General features: G+C 64.1%; 14 protein-coding genes. 11 read left to right on the forward strand and 3 right to left on the reverse strand.

Annotated features, from left to right (window positions below):
* Positions 1-21: 21 nt before the first annotated feature.
* Positions 22-1311 carry a diaminopimelate decarboxylase gene (gene lysA, locus AC1DUN_RS12450; protein ID WP_477714226.1) on the reverse strand — a complete coding sequence of 430 codons (1290 nt, stop codon included), beginning with the start codon at positions 1309-1311 and terminating at the stop codon, positions 22-24.
* 162 nt (positions 1312-1473) lie between these two features.
* Positions 1474-1710 (reverse strand): LPS translocon maturation chaperone LptM, encoded by a 237-nt coding sequence (lptM, locus tag AC1DUN_RS12455; RefSeq protein WP_477714227.1) that lies wholly within the window; start codon positions 1708-1710, stop codon positions 1474-1476.
* A gap of 12 nt (positions 1711-1722) precedes the next feature.
* Between lptM and cyaY the strand changes: the two genes are divergently transcribed.
* Entirely contained in the window at positions 1723-2058 is a 336-nt protein-coding gene (gene cyaY, locus AC1DUN_RS12460; protein ID WP_477714228.1) for an iron donor protein CyaY, read from the forward strand.
* A 74-nt stretch (positions 2059-2132) separates the two neighbouring features.
* Here cyaY and AC1DUN_RS12465 read toward each other — a convergent pair whose 3' ends face one another.
* Positions 2133-4556: a penicillin-binding protein 1A gene (locus AC1DUN_RS12465; RefSeq protein ID WP_477714229.1), complete on the reverse strand. Its 2424-nt coding sequence runs from the start codon at positions 4554-4556 to the stop codon at positions 2133-2135.
* Between the two features lie 268 nt (positions 4557-4824).
* Between AC1DUN_RS12465 and AC1DUN_RS12470 the strand changes: the two genes are divergently transcribed.
* The 10 genes from AC1DUN_RS12470 (at position 4825) to AC1DUN_RS12515 (ending at position 15602) form a co-directional block, all read left to right on the forward strand.
* A complete protein-coding gene (locus AC1DUN_RS12470) occupies positions 4825-5904 on the forward strand; it encodes a pilus assembly protein PilM (protein WP_477714230.1) in 1080 nt (359 codons plus the stop codon).
* Positions 5901-6545, forward strand: coding sequence for a PilN domain-containing protein (locus AC1DUN_RS12475; protein ID WP_477714231.1), 645 nt, complete (start codon positions 5901-5903; stop codon positions 6543-6545). Before AC1DUN_RS12470 ends, AC1DUN_RS12475 begins: the two co-directional genes overlap by 4 nt.
* 16 nt (positions 6546-6561) lie before the next feature.
* Positions 6562-7230: a type IV pilus inner membrane component PilO gene (locus AC1DUN_RS12480; protein ID WP_477714232.1), complete on the forward strand. Its 669-nt coding sequence runs from the start codon at positions 6562-6564 to the stop codon at positions 7228-7230.
* Complete coding sequence (locus AC1DUN_RS12485; RefSeq protein WP_477714233.1) at positions 7227-7778, forward strand: pilus assembly protein PilP; 552 nt, start codon at positions 7227-7229, stop codon at positions 7776-7778. Before AC1DUN_RS12480 ends, AC1DUN_RS12485 begins: the two co-directional genes overlap by 4 nt.
* Positions 7775-9898, forward strand: a complete 2124-nt coding sequence (locus tag AC1DUN_RS12490) for a type IV pilus secretin PilQ (RefSeq protein WP_477714234.1) — start codon at positions 7775-7777, stop codon at positions 9896-9898. Before AC1DUN_RS12485 ends, AC1DUN_RS12490 begins: the two co-directional genes overlap by 4 nt.
* Positions 9899-10061: 163 nt before the next feature.
* The gene (locus tag AC1DUN_RS12495) at positions 10062-10586 is read left to right on the forward strand and encodes a shikimate kinase (protein WP_477714235.1); all 525 of its coding nucleotides are present in this window, start codon (positions 10062-10064) and stop codon (positions 10584-10586) included.
* 68 nt (positions 10587-10654) lie between these two features.
* Positions 10655-11770: a 3-dehydroquinate synthase gene (gene aroB / locus AC1DUN_RS12500; protein WP_477714236.1), complete on the forward strand. Its 1116-nt coding sequence runs from the start codon at positions 10655-10657 to the stop codon at positions 11768-11770.
* Between the two features lie 19 nt (positions 11771-11789).
* Entirely contained in the window at positions 11790-12989 is a 1200-nt protein-coding gene (locus AC1DUN_RS12505; RefSeq protein WP_477714237.1) for a deoxyguanosinetriphosphate triphosphohydrolase, read from the forward strand.
* Positions 12990-13013: 24 nt separating this feature from the next.
* A complete protein-coding gene (locus AC1DUN_RS12510) occupies positions 13014-14237 on the forward strand; it encodes an MFS transporter (RefSeq protein ID WP_477714238.1) in 1224 nt (407 codons plus the stop codon).
* Positions 14238-14453: 216 nt separating this feature from the next.
* A complete protein-coding gene (locus tag AC1DUN_RS12515) occupies positions 14454-15602 on the forward strand; it encodes an ABC transporter substrate-binding protein (RefSeq protein WP_477714239.1) in 1149 nt (382 codons plus the stop codon).
* Positions 15603-15689 lie beyond the last annotated feature (87 nt).

A 15689-nucleotide genomic window follows, 5' to 3' on the forward strand; every position in this document is an offset into this window, starting at 1 on the left:
AGCTGGCACCGCCGCCGGCCTTCAGCCGTCCACCAGCTGTTCCTGCCGCATCTGGTCTTGCACGCTTTCGCGGCGGCGTATCAGGTGTGCCTTGTCGCCGTCCACCAGCACTTCAGCCGCGCGGCCGCGGGTGTTGTAGTTGCTGGCCATGCTCATGCAGTAGGCGCCGGCCGACATCACGGCCAGCGGGTCGCCCGCCGCCACGGCGAGCGCGCGGTCCCGGCCTATCCAGTCGCCGCTTTCGCAAACCGGCCCGACCACGTCGTACGTCATTTCGGGCACGCCTTGGGTGGCGACGGCCGATAGCGGGACGATGGCGTGGAAAGCCTGGTACATGGCGGGGCGCGGCAGGTCATTCATGGCCGCGTCGATGATGCAGAAATTCTTGTGCTCGCCGGGCTTGACGTACAGAACTTGCGTCAGGCACACGCCGGCATTGCCGACCAGCGAACGGCCGGGTTCGATCATGAGTTTTTTGCCGCCGTAGCCGCGCGCGTCGAGCCGGGCCAGCAACTGCTGCCACAAGGCATCGGCCTCGGGCGGGGTGTCGTTGTTGTAGTTGATGCCCAGGCCGCCGCCGAAATCGATGTGTTCCAGCGCAATGCCGGCGGCTTCGATGGAGGCCACCAGGTCCAGCACCCGGTCCATGGCGTCGAGGTAGGGCGTGGCCTCGGTGATCTGCGAGCCGATGTGGCAATCGATGCCGACCACGCGCAGGCCCTTGAGCGAAGCCGCATGCCGGTAGATGCGCAGCGCATCCTCATGTGCCACGCCGAACTTGTTGTCCTTCAGGCCCGTGGAAATATAGGGATGGGTCTTGGGGTCCACATTGGGGTTGACGCGTATGCTGACGGGCGCGCGCAGGCCCTGGGCCAGCGCGACTTCGGACAGCACGTCCAGCTCGGCTTCGCTCTCGACGTTGAAGCAGCCTATGCCGGCGGCCAGCGCCTGTCGCATCTCGGCGCGGGTTTTGCCCACGCCCGAAAAAATGATCTTGCCGGCCTCGCCGCCGGCGGCCAGCACGCGGTCCAGCTCGCCGCCCGAGACAATGTCGAAGCCGCAGCCGGCGCGCGCGAAGACCTGCAGCACGCCCAGCGAGGAGTTGGCCTTCATGGCGTAGCAGATCTGCGCGTCGCGGCCGGCAAAACCTCGCTGGTAGGCGGCCAGCGCCGACAGCATGGCGGCCTTGGAATAGACGAAGAGCGGCGTGCCGTGCGTGGCGGCGAGCTCGCGCAGGCTGAGGTTTTCAACAAAGAGCTCGCCCTCGCGGTAGGCGAAATGCGGATGGCCGGGGAGGGATGGACGGGTCATGGGAGTGAGTGGGCTGTGAGGGTTCGGGGTATCTTAAGGAGCGCGCGGCCTGCGCGCCATGACCGATTCAAGGTGAATTTCAGCCGCCGCCTTGGATTTGAAGGTTCAGGCCGGTAATGGCCTGAAACCTGGCGGCGCGGGCGGGCAAATACGGGCGGTGGCTTAGCGAGCGGCGGAAGCCGGCAAGGCCGGTGTAGTCGCCGTGACCGGCGCCTCGGGAAGCGTGGTGGCGGGCTGGGTGGGGCGGGCCGTAGCTGGAACCTTGGGCGGCACCGGGAGGTACAGCGGGCCTTTCTGGCCGCAACCGGCCAGCAGCGCGGCGCCGGCCACAATGGCGGCAAGGCCATACCGTAAGGCGGGATTGCGGCGGCGACCTAAAATTTGAACTGAAGAAACCATGACGGGATTGTAATGACGGACCTTGAATACCAGGATCTGGCCGAACGCGCGCTCCAGGCGGTGGAAGCGGCCTGCGACCGGATCAACGATGAAACCAACGCGGACATCGATAACCAGCGCACCGGCGGCATGGTCACGCTGACATTTTCCAACCGCAGCCAGATCGTGATCAACCTGCAAAAGCCCTTGCAGGAAATCTGGATGGCGGCCAAGGCCGGCGGGTTTCACTATAAATACAGGGAAGGGCGCTGGGCCGACACCAAGGATTCCAGCGAGTTCTTCGCCAATTTGTCGCGTTATGCCAGCGAGCAGGCCGGCCAGCCACTGGCGTTCAGGGCACAGGACTGAGGTTCCGGAAGCTTTGCCGGAAATAAAAAACGGCCCCGGGAGGGCCGCTTTTTCATGCGGGCCGCGCCGCCTGCTTAGTTCTTGAACAGATCCAGGATGCGCTTTTTCTCGTCCGAAGGCGGCAAGACCTGGATCGGGCCGCCCGGGGCGGCCGGCTGGCCGGCATTGGCGGCCGCCGGGTCCTGCTGGACGCCCACGGTGCTGACGCCCGAGCCCCGGGCGTACTCGCTGTAATACCACTCGTTGCCCACATTGACGACGCCTTCGGGCGGCGGGTATTCGGCGACCGGCACGCCCTTGAGGGCGTATTCCATGTAATTGATCCAGATCGGCAGGCTCAGGCCGCCGCCGGTTTCCCGGTCGCCCAGCTTTTTGGGCGTGTCGTAGCCCATCCAGACCGCCGCCGCCAGCGTGGGCTGGAAACCCACGAACCAGGTGTCTATGGAGTCGTTGGTCGTGCCGGTTTTGCCGTAGAGGTCGGGCCGCTTGAGTGTGGCTTGCGCCCTGGCTGCCGTGCCCGAGCGTGCGACTTCCTGCAGCAGGCTGTCCATGATGAAGGCATTGCGCGCGTCTATGCCGCGGGCCGACTCGTCCAGCGCGGGAGGCTTGGTCTCCAGCAGCACCTTGCCGCGCTGGTCGGTGATCTTGGTGACCAGGTAGGGATTGACGCGGTAGCCGCCATTGGCGAACACGGAGTAGGCGGTCACCATCTGCATGGGTGTGACCGAGCCGGCGCCCAGTGCCATGGTCAGGTAGGCCGGGTGTTTTTCCGCCTCAAAGCCGAAATGGGTGATCCAGTCCTGGGCGTAGGGCGCGCCTATGGCCTGCAGGATGCGGATGGAAATCATGTTCTTGGATTTTTTCAGGCCGGTGCGCAGGCTCATGGGGCCGTCGAAAGTGCCGTCGTAGTTTTTCGGCTCCCAGGGCTGGCCGCCGGTCACGCCGGCATCGAAGAACAGGGGGGCATCGTTGACCACGGTGGCCGGGGTGAAGCCTTTTTCCAGCGCGGCCGAGTAGATAAAGGGCTTGAAGCTGGAGCCGGGCTGGCGCCAGGCCTGGGTGACGTGGTTGAACTTGTTTTTCTCGAAGTCAAAGCCGCCCACCAGCGCGCGTATGGAGCCGTCGCGCGGGTCCAGCGCCACGAATGCGCCCTCGACCTCGGGCAGCTGGGTGATTTCCCAGGTGTTTTTCGGCGTTTTCGCCACGCGGATCAGGGCGCCGCGGCGTATCTTGATATTCGGGCCGGCCTTCTCGGCCAGGCCGGACTGCGCGGGTTTGAGGCCGTCGCCGGTGATTTCGACGGTTTCGCTGTTCTGGCGCATGGCCAGGATGCGCTTGGGATTGGCCTCCAGCACCACGGCCGACATCACGTCGCCGTTGTCGGGGTTGTCGGTCAGCGCGTCGTCAATGGCGTCCTCGGTTTCCTGGGGATTGACGGGCAGGTCTATGAATTTCTCGGGGCCGCGGTAGATCTGGCGGCGCTCGTAATCCATGATGCCTTTGCGCAGCGCCTTGTAGGCCACGGTCTGGTCGGTGGCGCGCAGCGTGGTGTAGACGTTCAGGCCGCGGGTGTAGGTTTCGTCGCCGTACTGGTTGTAGACCAGCTGGCGCACGGTCTCGGCCACGTACTCGGCATGCACCCGGCCGGCGTCGGGCCCGGTCCTGACCTTCAGGGGCTCTTCCTTGGCGACTTTGGCCTGCTCGGCCGTGATGAAGCCGTTTTCCTCCATGCGCTCGATGATGTAGAGCTGGCGAGCCCGGGCGCGTTTGGGGTTGATGATGGGGTTGTAGGCCGACGGCGCCTTGGGCAGGCCGGCCAGCATGGCCGCTTCGGAAATGGAAATGTTCTTGAGCGGCTTGCCGAAATAGGCCTCCGAGGCCGCGGCAAAGCCGTAGGCCCGGTTGCCCAGGAAGATCTGGTTCATATAGATCTCAAGGATCTGGTCCTTGCTCAGCATGTGCTCCAGCTTGAAGGTCAGCAGGATTTCATAGATCTTGCGGGTATAGCTTTTTTCCGCCGAGAGGTAGACATTGCGGGCCACCTGCATGGTGATGGTGGAGGCGCCTTGGGCTTTAGCACGGCCGACGTTCGCAAGTCCTGCCCGGATCACGCCGAGGTAGTCGACGCCGCCGTGGGAGAAAAAGCGCGCGTCCTCGATGGCCAGCACGGCATCCTTCATGACCTGGGGGATGTCCTGGATGGGGGTCAGGCTGCGCCGTTCCTCGCCGAACTCGCCGATTACCACGCCGTCGGCGGAATAAACGCGCAGCGGGAGCTTGGGCCGGTAGTCCACCAGGTCCGAGATATCGGGCAGGTTGGGGTAGGCGACCGACAGGGCCACGGCCACGAACAGCAGGACGCTGACGACGCCCGCCAGCAACAGGCCCGTGCTCCACAACAGGAACTTGACCAGCCAGCGCGGCAGCCAGGACTTGCCGGAGGAGCTTGGCTTGGCCGGGCCGGAGTTTGAATCAGGAGAGGTGGGCGTGGAGGGCATGTAGGCAATCGTAAAGTCGCGTCACTATTATAAAAATCCTGGAAACCGGGGGATATCGGGCAGCTTGCGGAGCATCACATTTTTACGTTTGCAGACATCGTTTTGGCCCCGCCGGCCCACTTGCACTCAGTTACAAGCGTCGGCTTTTGACAACGTTCTGGATGCGCAGAACAGGAAAAATCCTTACTGCACAAAGAGCTTACTGCTACTATTCAAGTGATTTCTTAAGTATGCAGGGCTACATATTAGCCGTCATTTGGGGACTGCCTTGATCTCTCTGGGATCGTTATTCAACCGCCAACAACCCGCTTTGCTGGGTTTGGATATCAGTTCGTCCAGCGTCAAGCTGGTGGAGTTGAGCCGTGACAAGGCCGGTAACCTGGTGCTGGATCGCTGCGCGATCGAGCCCCTGGAGCGCGGCTGGATCACGGACGGCAACGTCGAGAAATTCGACGAAGTCGCCGACGCCGTGCGCCGCCTGGTCAAAAAGAGCGGAACCCGCACCAAAAACGTCGCCATGGCGCTGCCCGCTTCCGCGGTCATCACCAAAAAAATCATCCTCCCCGGAGGCATGACGGACGCCGAACTCGAAACCCAGGTCGAGTCCGAGGCCAACCAATATATTCCCTTCTCCCTGGACGAGGTCAGCCTGGACTTCTGCGTGGTAGGGCCCAGTTCCACCTCCACCGGCGACGTCGAGGTGCTGATTGCCGCTTCGCGCAAGGAAAAGGTCCAGGATAGGGAAGGCCTGGCGGAAGCCGCGGGCCTCAAGCCCATCGTGATCGACGTGGAGTCCTACGCGTCACGCCTGGCAACCGCCCGCCTGATCGAAAACCTGCCTAACAAGGGGGTGGACACCATGGTTGCCCTGTTTGAGGTCGGCGCCTTGACCACCAGCATGCAGGTCATCAAGAACGACGAAGTGCTGTACGAGCGCGACCAGGCCTTCGGCGGCGCCCAGTTGACGCAGCTGATCGTGCGCCAGTATGGGTTTTCGCCCGAAGAGGCCGAGAGCAAGAAGCGCAGCGGCGATCTGCCCGAAGACTACGGCTCCGGCGTCCTGAAACCCTTTGTGGAAAGCATGGCCCAGGAAATCGGCCGCGCCCTGCAGTTCTTCTTTACCAGCACCCCGCACAACAAGGTGGACTATGTCATGCTGGCCGGCGGCTCGTCCGCCCTGCCCGGGCTGACTGATTCCGTCACGCAGCAGACCTCGTTCGCCTGTCTCCTGGCCAATCCCTTCGAGGGCATGGAGCTCGGTGACAGCGTGCGGGAAAAGAAAATGCGCCGCGAGGCGTCGTCTTACCTGACCTCCTGCGGTCTGGCTTTGCGGAGGTTTCTGCAGTGATTCTGGTCAATCTGCTCCCGCACCGCGAAGCCGCGCGCAAGCGCAGGCGCGAAACCTTTTTCGCAACCCTTGGCGTCGCTGCCTTGATCGGCGGCCTGATTTGCGGTGCCGTGTACTCCTGGTACCTGGCCCAGATCGAAAGCCAGCGCAGCAAGAACAACTTCCTGAAAACCGAGATCACGCGCCTGGAAAACCAGATCAAGGAGATTTCCACCCTGCAGGCGGAAATCGCTGCCCTGAGGGCGCGCCAGAACGCGGTGGAAGACCTGCAAGGCAATCGCAACCTGCCGGTCTACCTGCTCAGCGAGCTGGTCAAGCAGCTGCCCGACGGCGTATACATCAACAGCATGAAGCAGGACAACCAGACGGTGTTTATCACCGGCGTGGCCCAGTCCAACGAGCGGGTTTCCGAGCTGCTGCGCAACCTGGCCAACAACAGCCCCTGGCTGACCCGGCCGGAACTGGTTGAAATCACCGCCAGCACGGTGTCGCTGACCCCGCGCGACCAGCGGCGCGTGTCCAATTTCTCCATGCGTGTCGGGCTCAAGCGCGCCTCCGCGCCCAAGGCGCCCGTTTCGGCGCCGGCAGGCTCGGCCCCTGGTGCCGCCCCGGCGGCCACGGCGATCCCGGCCAAGGCCTGAAGCAGGTTGAACGATCATGGCAAAAATTCCAAAAATCTCCGTCGATTTCTCGGCGATCCAAAACAGCCTGAAGGCACAGTTCTCCGGGCTTAATCCCAATGACCCGCCTTCATGGCCTGCGTTGCCGCGCTATCTTCTGTGCGTCGGCGTCACGGTCCTCGTGGTGGTCGCGCTGTGGTTTGTCTGGCTGAGTTCCTCCGACGAGGAACTGACGGCCGAGCAGGCCAAGGAAGTCCAGCTCAGGGAAGACTACAAGAAGAAGCTGGTGCAAGCTGTAAATCTCGACGCGCTGAAAAAGCAGCGCGAACAGGTGCAGCAGTATGTGACCCAGCTGGAAAAGCAACTGCCCAGCAAGGCTGAAATGGATGCCTTGCTGTCCGACATCAACCAGGCCGGCCTGGGCCGCAGCCTGCAGTTCGAGCTGTTCCGGCCGGGGCAGGTAAGTGTCAAGGAGTACTACGCCGAATTGCCCATCGCGGTGCGCGTCACGGGCCGTTATCACGATATTGGCGCTTTTGCCGCGGACATCGCGAATCTCTCCCGCATCGTGACTCTGAACAACCTGAGTCTGGTGCCCGCCAAGGACGGCAACCTCGTCATGGACACCACGGCCAAGACATTCCGCTACCTCGATCCCGAGGAAGTGGCCCTGCAGCGCAAGAGCGCCCCGGGAGCCAAAAAATGAAACTTAACCGCTATGTGCTGACAGGCAGTTTGATGTTGACGCTGCTGGCTCTGGCCGGTTGCGGTTCGTCCGAACAGGAAGAGCTGCAGCAATGGATGACGGAGCAGCGCAACGCCACCCGACCCAAGGTCGATCCGCTGCCCGAACCCACCAAGTTCGCGCCGCAGGCCTATAACCAGGAAGGCGCCACTGAGCCTTTCAGCAACCAGAAATTGACACAGGCGCTCAAGCGCGACTCCAACCAGGCGACGGCCAATGCGGGCCTGATCGCGCCTGAGTTGAGCCGGCGCAAGGAACCCCTGGAGGCCTACCCCCTGGACGCGACCTTCATGGTCGGAAGCCTGATCAAGGTAGGCCAGCCGGTGGCGCTGGTCAAGGTGGACAACCTGATTTACCAGGTCCGGGTCGGCAACTATCTTGGGCAGAATTACGGCCGTATCACGCAGGTGGGTGAAACAAGCCTTTCCCTGCGTGAGATCGTGCAGGACGCTGCGGGCGAATGGATTGAGCGGACGGCGACTTTACAGCTATTAGAGGGATCAAAATGAACAAGCAAACATGGGCATTAGAGGCAGAAGGTACGGGAGGCGGCCTGAAGCGTTTGCTTGAACGTGTGTTGCGCGGCGCTTCGTTCGGCATTGCTTTGTCGTTGATGGCAGCAACGCTGCCGCAGGCCGCACAGGCCCAGAATTCGATTCAATCGGTGAGCGGTTCGGTCCAGGGAAGTTCCGAGATCATCCGCATCGACCTGGCCGAGCCCCTGACCGCCATTCCCTCCGGCTTCACTATCCAGTCGCCCGCGCGCATCGCGCTGGACTTCCCCGGCGTCAGCAATGGCATGGGGCGGTCCGCAGTGGATATGAACCTGGGAAACCTGCGTTCGGCGAACGTGGTGCAAGCCGGCGAGCGGACCCGCGTGGTGCTCAATCTCAAGGCGCCATCGACTTACAAGGCTGATATCCAGGGCAAATCGCTGGTGATCACGCTGGACTCCACCGCCGCCGGCGCGGCGGCAGCCGCGCCACCGGCGCAGGTATTTGCGGAAAGCCGCAACCGCGACATCCTTCCGCTCAAGGACGTGGACTTCCGCCGTGGAACCGACAGCGCCGGCCGCATCGTCGTGGGCCTGTCCAACAACGAGGTGGGTGTCGACATACGCCAGCAGGGCCAGACCCTGGTGGTTGAATTCCTGAAGACGGCCTTGCCCGAAGGCTTGCGCCGCCGGCTGGACGTGGGCGACTTCGGCACACCGGTGCAAACCGTCACGACCTTCCAGACCGGCGACAAGGTCCGCATGGTGGTGGAACCCAAGGGCGACTGGGAGCACAGCGCTTACCAGAGCGACAACCAGTTTGTGCTGGAGATTCGCCCAGTGAAGGCCGACCCAACCAAATTGACGCAGGGCCCGGGCTACACCGGCGAGAAGCTGTCCCTGAATTTCCAGAACATTGAAATTCGCTCCCTGCTGCAGGTGATCGCCGACTTCACGAACTTCAACATCGTCACTTCCGATTCCGTGACGGGTAGCGTCACGCTGAGGCTCAAGGACGTTCCCTGGGACCAGGCGCTGGACATCATTCTCCAGTCCAAGGGCCTGGGCATGCGCAAAAACGGCAACGTGCTGGTGATTGCGCCCAAGGACGAGCTGGCGGCCAAGGACAAACTCGACCTGGAATCGCGTAACGCCATCCAGAGCCTGGAGCCAGTCCGCACCCAGTCCTTCCAGATCAATTACGCCAAGGCCGCGGATCTTGCGACACAGATTACCGCCGGCGGCAGTGGTCCGGCCAGCGCCCGCATCCTGTCCCAGCGCGGCAGCGTTATTGCCGAGCCCCGGACCAACCAGTTGTTCGTGACCGACATTCCGTCCAGGCTGGAGCAGGTCCAGAACCTGATCGCCAAACTGGATGTGGCGGTTCGCCAGGTGCTGATCGAGGCGCGCATTGTCGAGGCCTCGGACAGCTTCGGGAGGTCGCTGGGTGTGCGGCTGGGCGGGCGGCCCTTCAACCAGAACACCAACTCGGCGTTCGGCGGCAGCTACAGCGCCACGACGGCGGGCACCAATGCCGGTGAATTCCTGAGCCTGCCGGCTGTAGGCCAGAACGGTTTCTCGGCGGCGACCTTTGCCGTCTCCCTGTTCAATGCCGCAAAAACGCGATTCCTGAACCTCGAGATTTCCGCTTCCGAAGCCGACGGCAAATCCAAGATTGTCTCCAGCCCACGGGTTGTCACGGCCGACCAGGTCAAGGCGTTGATTGAGCAGGGCACGGAACTCCCGTACCAGCAGGCGACCTCCAGTGGTGCCACGTCTATCAGCTTCCGCAAAGCCAATCTGAAGCTCGAGGTCACGCCGCAGATCACTCCTGAGGGCAACATCATCCTGAACGTGGACGTGAACAAGGACAGCGTAGGCCGCGAAACGGCCAACGGCTTTGCCATCGACACCAAACACATCCAGACGCAAGTCCTGGTGGAAAACGGCGGGACTGTGGTGATAGGCGGCATTTTTGAGCAGAACGATCGCGATGCCGAGACCAAGGTTCCGCTGCTGGGCGACCTGCCAGGCGTCGGCAATCTCTTCAAACAGAAGACGCGCTCGGCCACGAAATCCGAACTGCTGGTGTTCATCACCCCCAAGATGCTGACCAACGGCTCGGCGCTGCGCTGAGCCCCGCGGAGCCGGCCGCGCAAGGCGGGGCCGGTTTGGTGGGAAAATGCAGGTAACGGCGGGCCCTTTGGGGCCTGTCGCGTTTGTGAAACCGGCCCATTTTCCACCCTCTATTCACGCATCCCGGGGCGAACGCCTCCAGACTCCATTGAATGCAAACCCGTTGAGAATCGCCTGCGTGGGCCTGCCGGGTTCGGGGAAGTCCACTGTCGGCCGGCATCTGGCCCGCAAGATGGGGCTGCGCTTCATTGATTCGGACCAGGTGATCGAGCAGCGCATCGGCTGCTCCATCCGCGAGTTTTTCGAACGCGAGGGCGAGAACGCCTTCCGCGATATCGAGCAGCAGGTCATCGATGAGCTGACCCAGGGCCAAGCCTGCGTGCTGTCCAGCGGCGGCGGGACCGTGCTGCGTCCCGCCAACCGCCGGCACCTTCGCGAGCGCGCGCAGGTGGTGTACCTGCATTCCATTCCCGAAGAGGTGTTTCGCCGCCTGCGGCACGACCAGAACCGGCCCCTGCTCCAGGTCGCCGATCCGCTGGCCAGGCTCAGGGACCTCTATACGGCCCGCGATCCCCTGTACCGGGAAACCGCTCACTTCGTCATCGAGACCGGGCGCCCCTCGGTGTCCACCCTGGTCAACATGATTCTCATGCAGCTGGAGCTGGCGGGATTGCTGCCCGCGCCCTGAGCGCTTGCGTCGTTTTGCCTTGCAAGCCGACGCACCCAAGGCGGGCGAGTGCCTCTACACTCCCACTTATGCACGCAAATTCCCCTTCCGCGGCGGCGCGGGTCCAGATCGAGCTGGGCGATCGCAGCTACCCGATCGCCATCGGCAACGGCCTTCTCGGCAATGCGCTGACTTACCAGGATCTCCCGAAAGCCGCCACCGCGCTGGTGGTGTCGAACACCACGGTGGCTCCCCTGTATGCGGCGCAATTGAGCCAGGCGCTGCGCCAGCGTTATGGCAAGGTGCTGCTGGTGACCTTGCCCGACGGCGAGGTCCACAAGGACTGGCAAACGCTTCAGCTGATCTTTGACGCCTTGCTCGAGAACGGCTGCGACCGCAAGACGGTGATGTTCGCGCTGGGCGGCGGCGTGGTGGGCGACATGACCGGCTTTGCCGCGGCCAGCTATATGCGCGGCGTGCCCTTTGTGCAGGTGCCCACAACCCTGCTGGCGCAGGTGGATTCCTCGGTGGGCGGCAAGACGGCGATCAATCACCCGCTGGGCAAGAACATGATAGGCGCCTTCTACCAGCCCCTGCTGGTGGTCTGTGACCTTGATGCGCTGCAGACCCTGCCCGCGCGTGAGCTCAGCGCGGGCCTGGCCGAAATCATCAAATACGGCCCGATTGCCGACATGGCCTTCCTGGAATGGATAGAGGCCAATCTTGAAGGCCTGCTGGCCAGGGAGCCCGCGGCCATGGCCCACGCGATCAAACGCAGCTGCGAGATCAAGGCCTGGGTGGTGGGGCAGGACGAACGTGAAGCCGGCCTGCGCGCCATCCTGAACTTCGGCCACACCTTCGGCCACGCGATTGAGTCCGGCCTGGGTTACGGTGAATGGCTGCATGGCGAAGGCGTGGGCTGCGGTATGGTGATGGCCGCGCAGCTGTCCGCTCGCCTGGGCTTGGTCGACACGGCTTTTGTCGAGCGGCTGACGCGGCTTATCCAGCGTGCCGGTTTGCCGGTCAAGGCGCCGGTGCTGTCGGCCGCGGACAACGCGGGCCGCTACCTGGAGCTTATGCGTGTCGACAAAAAATCCGAGGCCGGTGAAATCCGTTTTATCGTGATCGACGGCCCGGGTAAAGCGGCGCTTCGCAGTGCGCCCGACGCGCTGGTGCGCGAAGTGATAGACCTGTGCTGCGCTTAACGCCTGGAGAGCGTGAACCATGACCCTGGCGCCCTATGCCTGTGATCCCGCGCTGTCGCGCGGCCGCCGCTACACCGAGCCGGTGGCGCCCACGCGCTCCGACTTCCAGCGCGACCGCGACCGCATCGTGCATTCAACAGCCTTTCGCCGCCTGGTCTACAAGACCCAGGTGTTCCTCAACCACGAGGGAGACCTGTTCCGCACCCGACTGACCCACTCGCTGGAAGTCGCGCAGCTGGGGCGCTCCATCGCCCGCACGCTGCAACTCAACGAGGACCTCGTGGAAGCCATCGCGCTGGCGCACGACCTGGGCCACACGCCTTTCGGCCACGCCGGCCAGGATGCCCTGAACGCCTGCCTCAAGGCCGGCCACCCCGAGAGCGCGGGCTTCGAGCACAACCTGCAAAGCCTGCGCGTCGTGGATGTGCTGGAAGAGCGCTACCCGGCCTACAACGGCCTGAACCTCAGCTTCGAGACGCGCGAGGGCATCCTCAAGCATTGCTCCAAGCGCAATGCGCGGCGCATCGAGTCGCGCGAGCCGGGTGGGGTGGCGCGCCGTTTTGTGGATCAGCCCGCCGAAGGCCCGCGCTGGCAGCAGCCCAGCCTGGAAGCGCAGCTTGCCAACCTGGCCGACGAGATCGCCTACAACGCGCACGACATCGACGACGGTGTGCGCTCGGGCCTGCTCACGCTGGAGCAGCTCGAGGACGTTGAGCTCTTCAGCCAGTACTGCCGCGAGACGCGGCTGGCCTATCCCGGCCTGCAGGGCCGCCGGCTGCTGTTTGAAACCATACGCCGCATGCTCAGCGCCCAGGTCTACAACGTGATGGATGCAACGTGGGCGGCCGTCCACAAGGCGGCGCCTGCCAGTGCCGACGAGGTGCGCCAGCAGCCGGCCCTGGTCTGCTTCACGCCGGAGATGGCGCAGCAGTCCGCGTCGCTCAAGCGCTTCCTGCTGAAAAACCTCTACCGCCACCCCAAGGTGGTGGAAACCACGCAGGCGGCCAAGCAGGTGGTCGGCGAGCTGTTCGAGGCCTATATGGCCGACCCGGCGCAGATGCCGCAGGCCCACAGCGAGCGCTTTGACGGCGTCGACGCGCCGCATGCCGCAGGCGCCAAGCCCGAGCGGGTCGTGGCCGACTACATCGCCGGCATGACCGACCGCTTTGCCGCCAAAGAGCATGAGCGCCTCAAGGGGCGGGCCGCCTTCGCGGCCTGAACCCGCCCCTTTGTTTCGCGCCGTGTGACTGACGCAAAGCCGGATACCGCCGCCAGCGCGCGCGCCGCCTGGTGCGTGATCGCGGCCGGCGTGGTGGCCGCGTTGCATGTGGGCAAGCTGCCGCCCGCCTTGCCCGTGCTGGGCCAGGTGCTCGGCGTTTCGCTGCTGCAGGCCGGCTTCCTGCTCTCGCTCGTCCAGCTGGCCGGCATGACCCTGGGCCTTGTGACCGGGCTGGCCGTGCAGCGCGTGGGGCTCAAGCGCAGCATGCTGGCCGGCCTCTGGGTTCTGGCGTCGGCCAGCGCCCTGGGCGCCATGGCGCCCGGCGTTCATGGCTTGCTGGCGACACGTGTCCTGGAGGGCCTGGGTTTTTTGTGGGTGGTGCTGCCGGCGCCGGCCCTGGTGCGCCGCCTGGTGCCGCCGGAAAAATTGAGCGGCATGCTCGGCATGTGGGGCGCCTACATGCCTTTGGGGGCTTCGCTGGCCTTGCTGGCCGGGCCTCTTGTCATCGCATGGGCCGGCCCGCAGTGGGGCTGGCGCCTCCTGTGGTGGCTGCTGGCCGCGCTGGCTGCGGCGCTGGCCCTGCTCCTCGCGTGGCGTGTGCCGGGGGAGCCGCCTGAGGCTGCTGCGCCCGTGGGTCGGCCGCGCAATCGCCAGCTCATCGTGACGACCTTGCGCTCGCGCGCCGCCTGGCTTATGGCCCTGGCCTTTGCGACCTACTCCGGACAATGGCTCGCCGTGGTGGGTTTCCTGCCGTCCATCTATGCGCAAGCCGGTGTGGCCGGCGGCTGGGCCGGGCCGCTGACGGCGCTGGCAGCGGCCGCCAACATCATCGGCAACGTCGCCGCCGGGCGGCTGCTCGGCCGCGGCCTGCCGCCGCTGGCCTTGCTGGCTGCAGGATTTCTGGCGATGGCGGGCGGCGCCTTGCTGGCGTTTTCGGGCGTGCCGCCCGCGCTGCAGTACGCGGCGATCATGGGTTTCTCCATGCTGGGCGGCCTGGTTCCCGCCACCTTGTTCAGCCTGTCCATCCGGCTGGCGCCCAGCACCGATACGGTGTCCACCACGGTAGGCTGGATGCAGCAATGGTCGGCGCTGGGCCAGTTCGCCGGGCCTCCGCTGGTGGCCTGGGTGGCCGCCGAGGCAGGGGGCTGGCAATGGACGGGCTGGGTCACTGCGGCCAGTTCCGCCCTGGGCCTGGTTCTGGCGCTACGGCTGCACCGTTTGCTGGTTTTGCGCGCACCCCGGCCCTAGTCCGACACACAAACAGGCGAAGCGGTCATCAGTCAGCCACATGACGGCGCATAGGCTTATGACGTGTCGGCATTTTTCCTGCTGTCTTTTCGGTCCAGCACGGATTACGCTTGGGGATTGCGCACACTTTGTGACATTTTTTTGGAACAGTAAGCGCATGCTGCAGTTGCGGGCATCAAACCTGCTTTGGCTATTCGTATCTCAAAAGGTGTTGTCATGGGCTTCAATCGGCGTCAGTTAATTCTCGGTGGTGTATCCGCAGGCGCCGTGGTGGCAAGCCCCGCGCTGTGGGCGCAGGGCAGGGCCGGGCGAAAAATCGTCGTCGGGCAATCCGTTCCCCTGACCGGCGCCGCCGACCAGATCGGCCTGGCCTACCTCAACGGCGCCAAAATTTATTTTGACGCGATCAACGCCAAGAACGGCGCGGGCGGCTACAAGATCGAAGTCAAGGCCCTCGATGACGGCTACGTTCCGGCCAAGGCCGCCGGCAACGCCAAGCAGCTGATCGACGACGACGTGGACGCGCTTTTCGGCTTTACCGGCACCGCCAGCTGCGATGCCGCCTTCGCCGCGGCAAAAGCTTCCAACACTCTGTTCTTCGCGCCGTTTGCTGCGTCGGACGCGCTGCATGATCCCTCGCTCAGCAATGTGTTCCACGTGCGTCCCGCGCTGGCCGATGAAGCCTACAAAATCGCGCGCCACTGCGCGACGCTGAACCAGGACCGCATCGCGGTGTTTGCCGAAGACGACGCCATGGGGCGCGGCGGCCTGGCGGCCGTCAACCAGGCCCTGGTCGACCTGAAGCGGCCGGCCATCGTTGGCAGCGCCCTGTCGCCGGTCAACAGCGACAAGGTCGACGCGGCCGTGGCCTCCCTGATGAAGGTGCAGCCCCAGGCCGTTATCCAGGTCAGCCTGTTCAATTCATCGGCTGCCTTCATCCGCAAGATGCGCCAGGCCGGCTATGGCGGGCAATTCCTGAATTTTTCCGTCGTTGGTATTGACCCGCTTTTCAGCGCCCTGGGCAAGGAAATCGGCGGCGTCGTGATTTCCCAGGTTGTGCCCTCGCCGCGCAGCACCGGCATGCCGATCATCAAGGAATACCTTGATGTGCTGAACCAGACCGACCAGACGCCCAGCTATGAAAGCGTGGAAGGCTATATCGCCGCCAAGACCTTTGCCGAAGGTGTGCGTCGCAGCGCGGCAGGCAGCGGAAAGCCCGACCGGGCCGGCCTGCAAAAAGCGTTTGAAACCATGACGGACTACGACGTGGGCGGCTTTCGCGTCAACCTGCGCGCCAAGAAATACGAATCGGTGCGTGCGATCGACCTCGTCACCATCACGCCTGACGGCAAAGTCGTCCGCTGAGCGGCAGCGGCTCCATGCCTCTCGAAAGAGGCGAGGAGGTGTCGGGAAATTAGGGTCGGATTCCAATATCATGGTGCCAACTCCAGC

This window comes from Polaromonas sp. P4_F6, assembly GCF_056401275.1.